This window comes from Micrococcus endophyticus (assembly GCF_014205115.1).
GTDB classification, from domain to species: domain Bacteria; phylum Actinomycetota; class Actinomycetes; order Actinomycetales; family Micrococcaceae; genus Micrococcus; species Micrococcus endophyticus.
Window position 1 is genome coordinate 870656 of sequence record NZ_JACHMW010000001.1, and the last position, 16151, is coordinate 886806.

The following is a 16151-nucleotide window of genomic DNA, read 5'->3' on the forward strand; positions in this document are numbered from 1 at the left end:
CGCGCTCCTCGTCCGAGGGGCGCGCCCCGCCGTTCACCTCAGGACGAAACCGTGGTCGGAGGGCCGGACCGGCGCCGGGAGCATGGTGTCCCCCGTGAGGAACCGGTCCACCTCGGCCGCGACGGCGCGGCCCTCGGCGATCGCCCACACCACGAGCGAGGCGCCGCGGGAGACGTCGCCGCAGGCGAACACGCCCGGGGCCTGCGTGGCGTACGTCTCGTCGCGGACCACGAGGCCGCGCTCAAGGCTCACGGCGGAGCGGTCCACGAGCTCGTCCAGGTCCGCTCCCGTGAAGCCGAGGGCCAGCAGCACGAGGTCAGCCGGGATCTCGTGCTCGGTGCCGGCCCGCGGGCCGCGGGTGCCGTCGGCCCGGATCTCGGTCTCGGCCACCTTGAGGGCGCGCACCCGGCCGTCCGCGTCGCCGAGGAACTCGACGGTGGAGGCCAGGTAGGTGCGCTCGCCGCCCTCGGCGTGCGCGGAGGCGACCTCGAACAGGGTGGGCACGGTGGGCCAGGGCTGATGCTCGGGGCGCTGCTCCGGTGGCCGCCTGCCGATCGCCAGCGTGGTGACCGAGGCGGCCCCCTGGCGGTGGGCGGTGCCGATGCAGTCCGCGCCCGTGTCGCCGCCGCCGAGGATCACGACGTGCCGACCCTGGGCGCTGATCGGCTCGGGCGCGCCGCCGGCGACCCGCCGGTTGACGGGCACGAGGTAGTCCATGGCCAGGTGGATGCCGTCCAGGCCACGGCCCGGCAGGGGCAGCTCCCGGCCGACGGGGGCGCCGGTGGCCAGCACCACGGCGTCGTAGCGGCGCTGCAGCGCCTCCCAGCTCATGTCCGTGCCGATCCGCACGCCGGTGCGGAACCGGGTGCCCTCCTCGGTCATCTGGGCGATGCGGCGGTCGATCAGATGCTTCTCCAGCTTGAAGTCCGGGATGCCGAACCGCAGCAGCCCGCCGAGCGCCTCGTCCTTCTCGTAGACCACCACGGTGTACCCCGAGCGGGTCAGCTGCTGGGCGGCGGCCAGGCCCGCCGGGCCCGAGCCGACGACGGCGACGGTCAGCCCGTTCTGCCGCTGCGGCGGGTGCGGGGTGAGGGAGGGCGCGTCGAAGAGGTGGTCCGCGATCGACTCCTCCACCTGCTTGATGGACACGGCCGGCTGGTTGATGCCGAGCACGCACGAGGCCTCGCACGGGGCGGGGCAGATCCGGCCGGTGAACTCGGGGAAGTTGTTCGTGGCCTCGAGGCGGGCGCCGGCCTCGTCCCAGTCGTCCCGGTACACGAGGTCGTTGAACTCGGGGATGAGGTTGCCCAGGGGGCAGCCGGCGTGGCAGAAGGGCACGCCGCAGTCCATGCAGCGGGAGGCCTCCGTGCGCACGATCGCCTCGTCCTGGCGCACGTGGACGTCCTTGAAGTCCATGATGCGGACGGAGACGGGGCGCGAGGGGCGCGCGACGCGCTCGCGATGCTTCAGGAATCCGCGCGGGTCAGCCACGGGTCACCTCCAGGATTCGGGCCCAGGCGGCGTCGCCGTCGGGGTCGGTGCCGGCGTCCCGGCTCTCGGTTCGGATCTCCTGCACGGCCGCGTAGCGGCGCGGCAGGACGGTGGTGAAGCGCTCCCAGAGCGCCTCGGCGGCCTCGGCGGGGCCGTCCAGCTCGGTGAGCAGGCGCGCGGCCAGGTCCGAGCCGGTGGCGGCCCGGTGCTCCTCGAGCAGCTCGCGGATGAGCGCGCGGTCCGCACCCTCGGGGCGGCCGAGCAGCAGCTCGTCCTCCTTGACGGCGAGCGGGTTGAGCTGGGCGGGGTCCAGGTCCAGGAAGAACCCGACGCCGCCGGACATGCCGGCCGCGAGGTTGCGGCCGGTGTTCCCCAGCACGAGGGCGGTGCCGCCCGTCATGTACTCGAGGCCGTGGTCGCCGATGCCCTCGACGACGGCGACCGCCCCCGAGTTGCGGACCAGGAACCGCTCCCCCACGCGGCCGTTGAGGAACAGCCGCCCCGAGGTGGCGCCGTAGCCCACCACGTTGCCGGCGATCATGTTCTCCTCGGCCGCGAAGGGGGCCTCGGGGGCGGGTCGCAGGGCCACCGTGCCGCCGGAGAGGCCCTTGCCTACGTAGTCGTTGGCGTCCCCGGACAGGGTGATGCTCACGCCGGCCGGCAGGAAGGCGCCGAGGGACTGGCCGGCCTCGCCGGTCAGCTCGATGCGGATGGTGTCCCGGGGCAGCTCGTCGTCGAGCCGGGCCGCGGTGACGCGGTGGCCCAGCAGGGTGCCCACGGAGCGGTCGGTGTTCACGAGGCGGTCCGTGACGGTCACGGGCGTCTCGGTGACCACGGCGTCCGCCACCTGGTCCAGCCAGCGCTGGTCCGCCTGGTCCTGGAGCCGGTGGTCCTGCTCCGTGAGCCGGCGGCGCGGGGCCTCCTCGGGCACCCCGGCGTCCGAGAGCACGCCGGACAGGTCCAGGCCCTCGGTCTTGAAGTGCCCGATCGCCGCGTCCTTGTGCAGCAGGTCCTGGCGGCCGATCGCCTCGTCCAGGGAGCGCAGGCCGAGCTCGGCGAGCAGCTCGCGCACCTCCTGGGCGATGTACTCGAAGAACGTCACCACGAACTCCGGCCGGCCGGTGAAGCGGGCGCGCAGCTCGGGGTTCTGCGTGGCCACGCCCACGGGGCAGGTGTCCAGGTGGCACACGCGCATCATGATGCAGCCCGAGACCACGAGCGGCGCCGTCGCGAAGCCGAACTCCTCGGCGCCGAGCAGGGCCGCGATCACCACGTCCCGGCCAGTCTTGAGCTGGCCGTCCACCTGCACGGTCACGCGGTCGCGCAGCCCGTTGAGCCGCAGCGTCTGCTGGGCCTCGCTCAGCCCCAGCTCCCACGGGGTGCCGGCGTGCTTGAGCGAGTTCAGCGGGGAGGCGCCGGTGCCGCCGTCGTGCCCCGAGATGAGCACGACGTCGGCCTTCGCCTTGGTCACGCCGGCCGCCACCGTGCCCACGCCGGTCTCGGAGACCAGCTTGACGTGCACGCGGGCCTGCGGGTTGGCGCGCTTGAGGTCGTGGATCAGCTGGGCGAGGTCCTCGATCGAGTAGATGTCGTGGTGCGGCGGCGGGGAGACGAGGGAGACTCCCGGCGTCGAGTGCCGCGTGCGCGCCACCCACGGGTACACCTTGGCGCCCATGAGCTGGCCGCCCTCGCCGGGCTTGGCGCCCTGGGCCATCTTGATCTGCAGGTCCGTGGCGGTGGACAGGTACAGGCTCGTGACGCCGAACCGGCCCGAGGCGATCTGCTTGACGCGCGAGTTGCGCTCCGGGTCGAGCAGGCGCTCGGGGTCCTCGCCGCCCTCGCCCGAGTTCGAGCGCCCGCCGAGGCGGTTCATGGCCACCGCGAGCGTCTCGTGGGCCTCCTGGGAGATCGAGCCGTAGGACATGGCGCCGGTGGAGAACCGCTTCACGATCGACTCGACGGACTCGACCTCGGAGACCGGCACGCGCTCGCGCCCCTCCGTGGCGAGCCCGAGCAGGCCGCGCAGGGTCATCAGGTCCGCGGACTGCTCGTCCACGCGCCGCGTGTAGTCCTTGAAGATGTCGTAGCGCCGCTCGCGGGTGGCGTGCTGCAGGCGGAACACGGTCTCGGGGTTGAACAGGTGCGGCGGGCCCTCCCGGCGCCACTTGTACTCGCCGCCCACGGGCAGGCCCGAGGTGCCGCGCGGGCCCACGGTGGAGGCGGAGGAGCCGTCCACGGGGAACGCCGTGGCGTGGCGGGCCGCGGATTCGGCCGCGATCACGTCCAGCCCCACCCCGTCCATCGGCGAGCGGGTGCCCGTGAAGTAGCGGTCCACGAAGGACCGGGAGAGGCCGAGCGCCTCGAACGTCTGGGCGCCGCAGTACGAGGCCACCGTGGAGATGCCCATCTTGGACATGATCTTCTGCACGCCCTTGCCGAGCCCGTGGATCAGGTTCCGGGTGGCCTCCTGCTCGGTGACGCCGGTGAGCGTGCCGGTGCGCACGAGCTCCTCGGCCGTCTCCATGGACAGGTACGGGTTGACGGCGGAGGCGCCGTAGCCGATCAGCACGGCCACGTGGTGGACCTCGCGCACGTCGCCGGCCTCCACGAGCAGGGAGGTGCGGGTGCGCGAGGCGCTCGCCAGCAGGTGGTGGTGCACGGCCGAGGTGAGCAGCAGGGACGGGATGGGCGCCCACTGCGCGTTGGCGTCCCGGTCCGAGAGGACCACGTACTGCACGCCGCGCTGGACGGCCGCGGAGACCTGCTCGCAGATCTCCTTCAGGCGGGAGCGCATCTCCTCGGCACCGCCGGCCACGAGGTAGAGCCCCTTGACCTTGAGGGCGCGGCGCGTGCCGTCCTCGGCGCGCACCGCGGCAATGCGGGCGAGCTGCTCGTTGTCCAGCACCGGGAAGGGGATCTCGACGGCGTCCGTCGTCACCTTGCCCGCGGCGAGCAGGCTCGCCTGGGGTCCGATGCACGTGCGCATCGAGGTGACCTGCTCCTCGCGGATGGAGTCCAGCGGCGGGTTGGTCACCTGCGCGAAGTTCTGCGTGAAGTAGTCGAAGAGCAGGCGCGGGCGCGGGGAGAGCACCGCGATCGGGGTGTCCGTGCCCATCGCCCCGAGGGGCTCGGCGCCGTGCCGCGCCATGGGCTCGATGATCGTGCGCACCTCCTCGTCCGTGTAGCCGAACAGGCGCTGGCGCAGGCGGACGGAGTCGCCGTGATAGCGGACGGGCTCGCGCTCGGGCAGGTCCTCGATCCGCCGCAGCGAGTCGGCCACCCAGTCCTTCCACGGGGCGGAGGCGGCGATCTCGGCCTTGACCTCCTCGTCCTCGATGATGCGGCCCTGCTCGGTGTCCAGCAGGAACATCCGCCCGGGCTTGACCCGGCCCTTGCGGACCACGGTGGCCGGGTCGATGTCCAGGACGCCGACCTCGGACGCGAGCACCACGAGCCCGTCCCGGGTCTCCCAGTAGCGGGCGGGGCGCAGGCCGTTGCGGTCCAGCACCGAGCCGAGCTGCACGCCGTCGGTGAAGGCGATCGCGGCGGGGCCGTCCCACGGCTCCATGAGCATCGAGTGGTACTGGTAGAACGCGCGCCGGTCCTCGTCCATGGTGGTGTGGTTCTCCCACGCCTCCGGGACCATCATCATGATCGCGTGCGAGAGCGGGCGGCCGGCCAGGTGGATCAGCTCGGCCACCTCGTCGAACGACGCCGAGTCAGAGCCGGAGGCGCTCACGATGGGGAACATCTCCTCGGGCACCTCGCCGAGCAGCGGGTGGCGCAGCTCGCCCTGGCGGGCCCGCATCCAGTTGCGGTTGCCCTTGACGGTGTTGATCTCGCCGTTGTGCGCAATCGTGCGGAAGGGCTGGGCCAGCGGCCACGAGGGGAACGTGTTCGTGGAGAAGCGGGAGTGGACCACGGCCAGGCGGGTCACGTACCGCTCGTCCGAGAGGTCCGGGTAGAACGGCTCGACCTGCGCCGTCGAGAGCATGCCCTTGTAGACGAGGGTGCGCGAGGACAGGGAGGGGAAGTAGACGCCGCTGCGCTGGGCGCGGCGGCGCAGGCGCCAGGCGCGGGCGTCCAGCGACTCGCCGGGGGCCTCGACGTCCTCGCCGGCGGAGACGGCCAGGAAGAGCTGCTCGAAGACCGGCATGACGGCGCGCGAGCCCGGGCCGAGCACGGACTCGTCGGTGGGGACGGGCCGCCAGCCGAGCAGGTCCAGGCCCTCGACGACGGCGGCCTCGGCGATCGCCTCCTGCGCGGAGGTGCGGGCGGCCTCGTCCTGGGGCAGGAAGGCGGTGCCGACGGCGTACTCCCCCGCCGCGGGCAGCTCGAAGGAGACGGTGGCGCGCAGCAGGGCGTCGGGGACCTGGGTGATGATGCCCGCGCCGTCGCCGGTGCCCTCGTCCGCGCCCACGGCGCCGCGGTGCTCGAGCGCCCGCAGGGCGGTCAGCGCGTCCTGGACGATCTTGTGGGTGGCCGGGCCGCGCAGGGTGGCGACGGCGGCGAGGCCGCACGCGTCCTTCTCCTGCTCCGGGTCGTAGAGACCCGCCGCCTCCGGCTGGGCCGCGAACGCGCGGAACGGGTCGGCGTGCGGGGTCTTCGATGGGTGCTGCATGGCGCGTCCTTCTCCTGTGGCCGGCCGGAGGGCCGGGGTGAGGAGGGGACGACGTTGGCCCCTGCGATGGTGAGCGGACCCTGCCGCGGGGATCGCCCGGCGGGTCGCGTTGCGCTCGAGAGTAGCGAGGAAGGCGACTCGCGCCACATTCTCAGACGCGGATGTCCGAATGCTGGACGCTCAGCGGTCCTCGCGGACCCCCGCGGCCGTGGCTCCGGCGCCGTCGTCGGGGCCCTGCCCCGCGACCGCCGCGTCGACGGGCGCGCCCGCGCCGGCCTCGAGGGCGGGGCCGCGGCCGGGCAGCCACACGGAGTCGTCCGAGCGCGGGCCGGCGGCGGCCGGGCCGTGCTTGACCAGGATGACGGCGAGCATCACGAGCGCCAGCAGGAGCATCGCGATCGAGGTCCACACGTTCAGGCGCTGGGTGAGGCCGAACAGGGTGACCAGCTCCGCGTCGTCGATGCGCAGCGTCTCGATCCACACGCGCCCGGCGGTGTACCAGGCCACATAGGCCCAGACCATCGCTCCGCGGCGCAGCCGCCACCGGCGGTCCGCCAGAAGCAGCGCGGCCACGCCGAGCAGGCACCACAGGGACTCGTAGAGGAACGTGGGGTGGAACAGGGTGTCCGGGGCGACGCCGTCCGGGAAGTTCGGGTGGTCGGCGTCCACGCGCAGGCCCCACGGGGCCGTGGTGGGCCCGCCGAACAGCTCCTGGTTGAACCAGTTGCCCCAGCGGCCCACGGCCTGGGCCAGCAGGATGCCCGGGGCGACGACGTCGCCGAAGGCGCTCAGGCGCAGCCCGTACCGGCGGCACGCGATCCAGGCGCCCACGGCGCCCAGCGCGATGGCGCCCCAGATGCCCAGGCCGCCGTTCCACACGTGCAGGATCTGCACGGGGTCGCCCGTGCCGTCGAAGCCGGGGCCGAAGTACCGGTCCGGCGAGGAGAACACGTGGTAGAGCCGCCCGCCGACGAAGCCGAACGGGATGGCCCACAGGGCCACGTCCAGGACGCGCCCCTCGGGGCCGCCCCGGGCCTTCCAGCGGCGCTCGGCCAGCCACAGCGCCAGGACGATGCCCAGGATGATGCTCAGCGCGTACGCGTGGATCTTCACCGGGCCGATCTCGAAGCCGTCCCAGGTGGGGGCGGGGAACGCGGCCAGGGGTGCGAGGGCGGCGGGGGACGCCAGGGAGGCCAGGGCGGTCATGCTCAGCCCTCCCGGACGGCGCCGGCGGCCAGCTCATGGGCGAGGGCGCCGACGGCCTGCGGGCCGCCCTCGCCGAGGGCGCGGACCAGGGCGGTGCCCACGATGGCGCCGTCGGCGTACGCGCCGATCTCTCGCACGTGGGCCGCCTGGGAGACGCCCAGCCCGACGCACACGTGGTCGGCACCGGCCTCCTTGGCGCGGCGCACCACGGTCTCGGCCGCGGTGGAGACGGCGTCGCGGGCGCCGGTGACGCCCATGACGGACACGGCGTAGACGAAGCCGCGGGAGGACTCGACGGCCAGGCGCACCCGCTCGTCCGTGGACGAGGGGGCGGTGAGGAAGACGCGGTCCAGGCCGTGGCGGTCCGAGGCCTCGAGCCAGGCCCCGGCCTCCTCGGGCACGAGGTCCGGGGTGACGAGCCCGGCGCCGCCGGCCTCGGCCAGCCGCCGGGCGAACTCGTCCACGCCCATGCGGTCCACGAGGTTCCAGTAGGTCATCACCAGCACGGCGGCGTCCACGCGCTGCGTGACGCGCCGGATGATCTCGAACACGTCCGCCACGCGGAAGCCGGCCTGCAGCGAGGCCTGGGTGGCGGCCTGGATCACGGGGCCGTCCATCACCGGGTCGGTGTAGGGCAGGCCGAGCTCGATCACGTCCGCGCCGTTCTCGGCGGCGGCGACGACGGCCTCGACGCACTCGTCGACGCTCGGGTAGCCCGCGGGCAGGTAGGCGACGAGGCCGGTGCGGCCGGCGCGGCGGGCGGCGTCCAGGGCCGCGGCGGTCTTGGAGTGCACGGTCATCCCGGTCACTGCTCCTCTCCGGGGGTGAGCTCCTCGAGCGGGTCCTTCTCGGCGTCCGCCTGGCCGAGTCCGAACCAGGCGGCGGCGGTGGCCACGTCCTTGTCCCCGCGGCCCGAGAGGTTCACGACGATGATGCGCTCCTCGCCCTCGGGGGTGTCCGGGCCCACGAGGCCCTCGTCGAACCAGCGGCGGGCCAGGCGCAGGGCGCCGGCGAGGGCGTGCGCGGACTCGATGGCCGGCGTGATGCCCTCGGTGCGGGTCAGGCGCAGGAACGCGTCCATGCACTCGGTGTCCGTGACGGGCTCGTAGACGGCCCGGCCGGTGTCGTTGAGGAAGGCGTGCTCGGGGCCGACGGCCGGGTAGTCCAGGCCGGCGGAGATCGAGTGGGAGTCGATGGTCTGCCCGTCCTCGTCCTGCATCAGGTAGGTGCGGGCGCCGTGCAGCACGCCGGTGCGCCCGAGCGTGATGGACGCGGCGTGGCGGCCGGTCTCGAGGCCGTCGCCGCCGGCCTCGAAGCCGTACAGCTCGACTTCCGGGTCGTCCAGGAACCCGTGGAACAGGCCCATGGCGTTGGAGCCGCCGCCCACGCAGGCCGCGACGGCGTGCGGCAGGCGGCCGGTCTGGGCCAGCACCTGCTGGCGCGCCTCCTCGCCGATCACCGAGTGGAAGTAGCGGACCATGGCCGGGAACGGGTGCGGGCCCGTGACGGTGCCGAGCAGGTAGTGGGTGGTGTCCACGGAGGCGACCCAGTCCCGCAGCGCCTCGTTGATGGCGTCCTTGAGGGTCCGGGCGCCGATGGCCACGGGCACGACCTCCGCGCCGAGCATCTGCATGCGGGCCACGTTGAGGGCCTGGCGGCGGGTGTCCTCCTCGCCCATGTAGACGGTGCACTCCATGCCGAACAGGGCGGCCGCCGTCGCGGTGGCCACGCCGTGCTGGCCGGCGCCGGTCTCGGCGATCAGGCGGGTCTTGCCCATGCGGCGCGCGAGCAGCGCCTGGCCGATGACGTTGTTGATCTTGTGCGAGCCCGTGTGGTTGAGGTCCTCGCGCTTGAGCATGATCCGCACGCCCGGGGAGTCGGCGGCGAACCGCGGCACGTCGGACAGCAGCGAGGGCCGGTTCACGTAGTCGCGGAAGAGCGTGCGCAGCTCCTCCTCGAAGGCCGGGTCCTGGCGGGCCTCCTCGTAGGTGCGCTGCACCTCCTGCAGCGCGGCCATCAGCGACTCCGGCATCCACTGTCCCCCGTAGTCCCCGAAGTAGGGCCCGGACTGGCCCTGGTAGGGGCCCTCGAACTCGACGGTGGGCTCGGTGCTGGGACGGTCGGCGCTCATGGCGGCCACGCTCCTGGGGGGTCGGTGGGTCAGCGGACGGTGAGGGAGGCGGCGCGGAACGCGCGCAGCGCCTCCTCGGGCGCGCCGTGGCGCACGAGGGCCTCGCCCACGAGCACGGCGTCGGCGCCGGCGGCGGCGTAGGCCTTGATCTGCTCGTCGGACTCGACGCCGGACTCGGCCACCCGCACCACGTCCTCGGGCAGGCCGGCGGCCAGGGCCGCGTAGCGGGCCGGGTCCACGTCCAGGGTCTTGAGGTTGCGCACGTTGACGCCGAGGATGCGGGCGCCGGCGGCGACGCCGCGCTCGATCTCCTCGGGGGTGTGCGCCTCCACGAGGGCGTGCATGCCCAGGGACTCGGTGAGCTGGAGGAAGCCCGTCAGCTCCGCGTCGTCGAGGGCGGCCACGATCAGCAGCACGAGGTCGGCGCCGTGGGCGCGGGCCTCGTGGATCTGGTACTCGGTGACGGTGAAGTCCTTGCGCAGCACCGGCAGGTCGACGGCGCCGCGCACGGCGTCGAGGTCGGCCAGGCTGCCGCCGAAGCGGCGCGCCTCGGTGAGCACCGAGACGGCGGAGGCCCCGCCGCGCTCGTAGGCGCGGGCCAGGGCGGCCGGCTCGGGGATCTCCGCGAGGGCGCCCTTGGAGGGGCTGGAGCGCTTGACCTCGGAGATCACGCGGATCCCCGCCGGGTCGGTGCGCCCGCCGAGCAGGGCCGCGTGCGCGTCCCGGGGGGCGGGGGCGGCCGCCACGAGCTCGGCCAGGCGGGCCTCGGGCACGTCACGACGGCGCGGGGCGAGGTCCTCGCGGACGCCGTCGATGATCTCCTGGAGGACGGACACGCGGATCAGTGCGCGCGGTGGCCCGAGCGGGCGGAGCCGCCGCGACCGGCCACGATGCCGACGAGGACGCCGACCACCACGAGGGCGACGCCGATCCACACGACGATCATCCAGTCGGCCAGCAGGCCGATGCAGCCGGCCACGAAGCCGACCAGCACGAGGGCGACCATGGCCCAGCCGCCCGGGGTGTTGCCGTGGTCCGGCAGCTCCAGGTGGGTGGGGTCGTTGAGCACGCGGCCGTCCTCGGTGACGACGACGTCCTCGACGGCGCCGTTGCGGGCGGCTCGACGGGTGGTGTGCTCGGTGTTCGCGGTGTGGCTCATGGCTGTCCCTCACTGGTGCGTGGTGTACATGACGACTGCCCCTCATTGTGCCATGCGGCGGCGTCACGGGGCCCCGGTGACGTGCCGCGTCCGCGGGGGTCCGGCCCGGTCAGGTCGGGTCGTTGCCCCGGGAGAGCTCGTCCCAGGCGTCCATCTGCTCCGTGCGGCGGCGCTCGGCCTCCGTCCGCTCCGGCGCGGCGGCGCGGCCGGGCGCGGCCGGCTCGGCGGCGTCAGCCGCCTCCGCCTTCTCGTAGCGGCGGACCGACACCCAGCCGCGCCCGGCCAGGGCGGCGACCGCGCCGCACAGGGCGGCCAGCACTCCCCCGGCCGCGGCGACCCACGGCCACGCGGTGACCGCGTAGGAGCGCGCGTCGGCGGTGGTGCCGGTGGCCTCGGCCACGGCGGAGGCGGCGGTGCCCGCCGGGTCGAGGGCGGCGCCCGCCGCCCCCGTGACGATCATGATCCCGGCCAGGACCAGCAGCGCCCCCACGACGACGACGCCGACCCGGCGCGCGGTGGTCAGGGCGATCGCGCCGGCGAGCACCACGAGCGCCATGGCCGTGGCGCCGGGGGCGGCGGCGCCGCCGGACGTCGTCGCCTCCTCGCTCAGGCCGCCGGTCAGCCCGGAGGCGACCACCCACGTCTGCCCCGCGGCCAGCAGCACGAGGGCCCCGGCCGCCAGGGCGGCGAGCACGACGGTGCGGCGGCGCATCACGCGCGCCCCATCTCGCCGGCGGTGAGGACGGAGCGCAGGGGCGCCGTCGCCTTGGTGACGGTCTCGGCGGTCTCCGCGTCCGGGTCGGAGTCGGCGACGATGCCGGCGCCGGCCTGCACGTGGGCCTGACCGCGGTGCAGCGTGGCCGAGCGGATGTTGATGGCCATGTCCATGTTGCCCGCGAGGTCGAAGTAGCCGACCACGCCGCCGTAGGGGCCGCGCTCCGTGGGCTCCCACTCGTCCAGCAGCTGCAGGGCGCGGGGCTTGGGCGCCCCGGAGAGCGTGCCCGCCGGGAAGGCGGCGCGCAGCACGTCGAGGGCGTCCACGTCCTCGCGCATGCGACCCTCCACGTGGGAGACGAGGTGGAGGATGTGGCTGAAGGCCTCGAGCTCCATGAACTGGGTGACCTCCACGGTGCCGGGGCGGCACACGCGGGAGAGGTCGTTGCGGGAGAGGTCCACGAGCATCAGGTGCTCGGCCCGCTCCTTCTCGTCCTCCATGAGGTCCTTGCCCAGGAGCCGGTCGTCCTCGAGCGTGGCACCGCGGCGCCGCGAGCCGGCGATCGGGTGGGTGACCACGCGGCGGTCCTGCACCGTCACGAGCGCCTCCGGGGAGGAGCCGACGATCTCGTAGGGCTCCCCGTCCGGGGTCTCGAAGGAGAACAGGTACATGTAGGGGCTGGGGTTGACCATGCGCAGCACCCGGTAGACGTCCGCGCCGGTGGCGCCCGTGGTCACGGACAGGCGGCGGGAGACGACGGCCTGGAAGACCTCGCCGTCCCGGATGGCGTCCTGCGCCTTCCCCACGGCCTCGCGGAAGCCGGCGGCGCCCCAGCGGTCCTCGGCCTGCGCCGCCACCTCGTCCGCGTCGGCGTCGAGCCAGCGGCGGGGCACGGTGCTGACGGGCTCGGCGGCGGGCGCCGCGAGCTGGTCCACCATGGCGTCCAGGCGGGCGAGGGCGTCCTCGTAGGCGCCCTCCGCGCCCGTGGCCAGGCCGTTGCCGTTCACCGCGTTGGCGATCAGGGTCACGGTGCCGTCGAGGGCGTCGTGGACGGCGAGGTCGGTGACGAGGTTCATCGCCAGGTCCGGCAGGCCCAGGTCGTCCTGCGGCGGGTTCGGCAGGCGCTCCCAGGCGCGCACCGTGTTCCAGCCGAGGAAGCCGGCCATGCCCGAGACCAGGTGCGGCAGGGCGCCGTCGAGGTGGGTGCGCGCGTCGGTGCGCAGCAGCCGCAGGCACGCGGCGAGCACGTCGAGGGCGCGGCCCTCGGTGGGCAGGCCCTCGGGCGGGACGCCCTGCCAGTGGGCCTGCCCGTCCCGCGAGGTCAGGGTGACCGCCGAGCCCGCGCCCACGAAGCTGTACCGGGACCACACGGCCCCAGGGGCCGCGGACTCCATGAGGAAGGTGCCCGGGCGCGAGCCGGCCAGGCGGCGGTGGATGGCCAGCGGGGTGAGCCCGTCGGCCAGGACGGTGCGCACCACTGGGATGACGCGGGAGGTGTCCGCCAGGCGCAGGAACTCCTCGCGCGAGGGCGTGGTGGCGGCGCTCATCGGCCGGCCCCCTCAGCCTGATCTCCGGCCTGGTCCCCGGCGGGCGCGGCCGGCTCGGCCAGCAGGCGGTCGGTGAAGCACGAGCGCGTGCCGGTGTGGCACGCCGGGCCGGTCTGGTCCACGGTGAGCAGCAGCGTGTCCGCGTCGCAGTCGGCGTGGACGGCGAGCACCCGCTGCAGGTGGCCCGAGGTCTCCCCCTTGCGCCACAGCTCGCCGCGGGAGCGGGACCAGTACGTCGCCCAGCCGGTCTCGAGGGTGAGCCGTAGGGACTCGGCGTTCATCCACGCCATCATCAGCACCTCGCCCGTCCCCTCCTGCTGCGCGATGGCGGGCACGAGCCCGCGGTCGTCGAAGGCCAGCGAGGCCACGAGGTCGTGGCGGGAGGAGGTGCTCATGGTGCTCCACTATAGGAGCGGGAGGAGTACCGTGGCCGCCATGGCCGACTTCCCCGTCACCGCGGACCGGCAGGGTCCCGACTACGCGGCCGCCTCGCGCGCCGCCCTCGTGGAGGCGCTCACCGCGGCCGGGCCGGGCATGCCCACGCTGTGCGCCGGCTGGCGCACCGAGCACCTCGCCGCCCACCTCGCCCTGCGGGACTCCTCTCCCACGGCCGCCGGGCTGCTCCTGCCCCCGCTCGCCGCCGTGCTCGAGCGCCGCACCCGCGCGCTCGGGGACGCCCACGCCGGGGACCGGGGCTACGCCGAGCTCGTCGCCCGCATCGGGCGCGGGCCGCTGTCCGCGCCGGCCGACGACGGCGTCCGCGGCCGACTGCGCGGGCTCGCCGCCCGGGCCCGCGGCTCCCGGCCCGGGCGCGCCGTCGCAGGCCGGGTGCAGCTGCTGGAGTTCTTCGTCCACACCGAGGACGTGCGCCGCGCCCAGGACCGCTGGGCCCCGCGCATCCTCGCCGACGACTACGCGGACGCCCTGTTCACGCGCCTGCACGCCCGCGCCGCGCTGCTCTACCGCGGCGAGGAGACGGGCGTGGTCCTGGTCCGCCGGGCGCGGGCCGGATCCCGCACGGACAACGCCCCGCTCACCGCGCGCCGGCCCGGCCCGGACGGCGTGGGCGTGCGCGTGACGGGCCCCGCCGGGGAGCTGGTGATGCACGCGTTCGGCCGGCGCGGGGCCGCGCTCGTGACGCAGGACCGGTTCGACGCCGACCGGGCCGAGGACGGGCCCGGCGCGGCCTGAGGCGACGCCGCAGGCGTCAGCGGACCGTGTGGCCCGCCTGGCGCAGGGCGTCCTTGACGCGGGCGAGCATGTCGTCCGGGCCGAAGTGGAACATCGAGGCCGCCAGGACGGCGTCCGCGCCGGCCTCCACCGCCGGCGGGAAGTGCTCGGGCACGCCCGCGCCGCCGGAGGCGATCAGCGGCACCCGGGTCACGGCCCGCACGTCCCGGATCATCTCGAGGTCGAAGCCGTTGCGCGTGCCGTCGGCGTCGATGGAGTTGAGCAGGATCTCCCCCACACCGCGCTCCGAGGCCTCGCGGCACCACGCGACGGCGTCGATGCCGGTGCCCCGGCGTCCGCCGTGGGTGGTGACCTCGTAGCCGGAGGCGCAGCCGGGGTCCTGCGTGCGCCGTGCGTCGAGGGAGAGCACGAGCACCTGCGAGCCGAACCGGCGGGTGATCTCGGTGATCAGCTCGGGCCGGGCCACGGCCGCCGTGTTCACGGACGCCTTGTCCGCGCCCACGCGCAGCAGCCGGTCCACGTCCTCCTCGGTGCGCACGCCGCCGCCCACGGTGAGGGGGATGAAGACCTCCTCGGCGGTGCGGGTCACCACGTCGTAGGTGGTGGCGCGGTCCGCGGTGGAGGCGGTGACGTCCAGGAAGGTGATCTCGTCCGCGCCGGCCGCGTTGTAGCGGCGGGCGAGCTCGACGGGGTCGCCGGCGTCGCGCAGGTTCTCGAAGTTCACTCCCTTGACCACGCGGCCGGCGTCCACGTCGAGGCAGGGGATCACACGCACGGCGACACTCACGTCGGCTCCTTCGTCAGGGGGCGGGGTTCGGGGGCGGGACGCGGCCTGTCAGAGGCGGATCGCGTGGATGGCGGAGATCAGGATGCCGCGCGCGCCGAGGGCGTAGAGGTCGTCCATGGCGCGGTTGGCGTCCGCCTTGCGGACCATGGAGCGCACGGCCACCATCGACTCGTCGCGCAGCGGGGAGATGGTCGGGGACTCCAGGCCGGGGGTGACGGCGGTGGCCTGCTCGAGCAGCTCGCGGCGCACGTCGTAGTCGATCATCACCCAGCGGCGGGCCACGAGGACGCCCTTGAGGCGGCGCAGCAGCACGTCCAGGCCCTCGGGGCGCGCGCCCACGCGGGCGATCATCACGGCCTCGGAGTCCAGGATCGACTCGCCGAAGGTCTCCATGCCGGCGGCGCGCAGGGTGCTGCCGGTCTCCACGACGTCGGCGATCGCGTCCGCCACGCCGAGCTTCACGGAGGACTCCACGGCGCCGTCCAGGTGCACGACCTCGGCGTCCAGGCCGGTGCGCTCCAGGTAGGCGGAGAGCAGGCCGTCGTAGCTGGTGGCGATGCGCTTGCCGGACAGCTCGGTTTCGGAGGAGAAGGCGCCCACGGGGGCGGCCAGGCGGAACACGGAGCGGCCGAAGCCGAGCGCCATGATCTCCTCGGCGCCGCCGTCGACCTGGGCGTCGCGGAACAGGTCGCGGCCGGTCAGGCCGACGTCCAGGGTGCCCTGGCCCACATACACGGCGATGTCCCGGGGGCGCAGGTAGAAGAACTCCACCTGGTTCTCGGGGTCCACGAGCACCAGCTCGCGGGAGTCGCGGCGCTGGCGGTAGCCGGCCTCCTGCAGGATCTCGCGGGCGGCCTCGGCGAGGACGCCCTTGTTCGGAACGGCGATGCGCAGCACGCGTCGGCCTCCTCGGGATGCGGTGGGGGCGGAAGGGGGTGGGAGCGGGGCGCCGCTCACAGGTGGCGGTAGACGTCCTCGAGGGCGATGCCGCGGGCGATCATCATGGTCTGCACGTGGTACAGCAGCTGGGAGATCTCCTCCGCCGCCGCCTCGTCGGACTCGTACTCGGCCGCCATCCAGACCTCGGCGGCCTCCTCGACGACCTTCTTGCCGATGGCATGGACGCCGGCGTCGATCTGGGCCACGGTGCCGGAGCCCTCGGGGCGCTCCTGCACCTTGAGCGTCAGTTCCGCGTACAGCTCGTCGAAGGTCTTCACGGGGACACCCTATCCACGCGGCCCGGCCCCGCCCGCACGGGCGGCGGCAATGTGACGGTTCTCGCCCGTCCTCGCCGCCGCCCGGG

14 protein-coding genes are annotated in these 16151 nt (G+C 74.5%); 1 reads left to right on the plus strand and 13 read right to left on the minus strand.

Annotated features, from left to right (window positions below; all coding sequences use genetic code 11):
* Positions 1-33: 33 nt before the first annotated feature.
* The 10 genes from HDA33_RS03905 to hisI form a co-directional block, all read right to left on the minus strand.
* On the minus strand, positions 34-1491 hold the full coding sequence (locus HDA33_RS03905) for a glutamate synthase small subunit (protein WP_184171123.1): 1458 nt from the start codon (positions 1489-1491) through the stop codon (positions 34-36).
* On the minus strand, positions 1484-6112 hold the full coding sequence (gene gltB / locus HDA33_RS03910; protein WP_184171126.1) for a glutamate synthase large subunit: 4629 nt from the start codon (positions 6110-6112) through the stop codon (positions 1484-1486). The genes HDA33_RS03905 and gltB overlap by 8 nt, the downstream gene beginning before the upstream one ends.
* 180 nt (positions 6113-6292) lie before the next feature.
* The gene (gene lgt / locus HDA33_RS03915) at positions 6293-7318 is read right to left on the minus strand and encodes a prolipoprotein diacylglyceryl transferase (RefSeq protein WP_184171129.1); all 1026 of its coding nucleotides are present in this window, start codon (positions 7316-7318) and stop codon (positions 6293-6295) included.
* Positions 7319-7320: 2 nt separating this feature from the next.
* Complete coding sequence (trpA, locus tag HDA33_RS03920) at positions 7321-8127, minus strand: tryptophan synthase subunit alpha (RefSeq protein ID WP_184171133.1); 807 nt, start codon at positions 8125-8127, stop codon at positions 7321-7323.
* Positions 8124-9449 (minus strand): tryptophan synthase subunit beta, encoded by a 1326-nt coding sequence (gene trpB / locus HDA33_RS03925; protein WP_184171136.1) that lies wholly within the window; start codon positions 9447-9449, stop codon positions 8124-8126. The genes trpA and trpB overlap by 4 nt, the downstream gene beginning before the upstream one ends.
* A 29-nt stretch (positions 9450-9478) precedes the next feature.
* Positions 9479-10285 (minus strand): indole-3-glycerol phosphate synthase TrpC, encoded by an 807-nt coding sequence (gene trpC / locus HDA33_RS03930; protein ID WP_184171139.1) that lies wholly within the window; start codon positions 10283-10285, stop codon positions 9479-9481.
* 5 nt (positions 10286-10290) lie between these two features.
* Positions 10291-10608, minus strand: coding sequence for an HGxxPAAW family protein (locus tag HDA33_RS03935; RefSeq protein ID WP_184171142.1), 318 nt, complete (start codon positions 10606-10608; stop codon positions 10291-10293).
* A gap of 109 nt (positions 10609-10717) precedes the next feature.
* A complete protein-coding gene (locus tag HDA33_RS03940) occupies positions 10718-11320 on the minus strand; it encodes a Trp biosynthesis-associated membrane protein (protein WP_184171145.1) in 603 nt (200 codons plus the stop codon).
* On the minus strand, positions 11320-12870 hold the full coding sequence (locus HDA33_RS03945; RefSeq protein ID WP_184171148.1) for a chorismate-binding protein: 1551 nt from the start codon (positions 12868-12870) through the stop codon (positions 11320-11322). The genes HDA33_RS03940 and HDA33_RS03945 overlap by 1 nt, the downstream gene beginning before the upstream one ends.
* Positions 12867-13265 carry a phosphoribosyl-AMP cyclohydrolase gene (gene hisI, locus HDA33_RS03950; RefSeq protein WP_184171150.1) on the minus strand — a complete coding sequence of 133 codons (399 nt, stop codon included), beginning with the start codon at positions 13263-13265 and terminating at the stop codon, positions 12867-12869. Before hisI ends, HDA33_RS03945 begins: the two co-directional genes overlap by 4 nt.
* 40 nt (positions 13266-13305) lie before the next feature.
* Between hisI and HDA33_RS03955 the strand changes: the two genes are divergently transcribed.
* Positions 13306-14061 (plus strand): maleylpyruvate isomerase family mycothiol-dependent enzyme, encoded by a 756-nt coding sequence (locus HDA33_RS03955; protein WP_184171153.1) that lies wholly within the window; start codon positions 13306-13308, stop codon positions 14059-14061.
* A 16-nt stretch (positions 14062-14077) separates the two neighbouring features.
* Here HDA33_RS03955 and hisF read toward each other — a convergent pair whose 3' ends face one another.
* From hisF to HDA33_RS03970, 3 genes are read right to left on the minus strand one after another with little or no spacing between them, the layout of a single operon-like run.
* Complete coding sequence (gene hisF, locus HDA33_RS03960) at positions 14078-14848, minus strand: imidazole glycerol phosphate synthase subunit HisF (protein ID WP_017489612.1); 771 nt, start codon at positions 14846-14848, stop codon at positions 14078-14080.
* A gap of 48 nt (positions 14849-14896) precedes the next feature.
* Positions 14897-15745, minus strand: a complete 849-nt coding sequence (gene hisG / locus HDA33_RS03965; RefSeq protein ID WP_184171156.1) for an ATP phosphoribosyltransferase — start codon at positions 15743-15745, stop codon at positions 14897-14899.
* A 56-nt stretch (positions 15746-15801) separates the two neighbouring features.
* Positions 15802-16065, minus strand: coding sequence for a phosphoribosyl-ATP diphosphatase (locus HDA33_RS03970; RefSeq protein ID WP_184171159.1), 264 nt, complete (start codon positions 16063-16065; stop codon positions 15802-15804).
* Positions 16066-16151 lie beyond the last annotated feature (86 nt).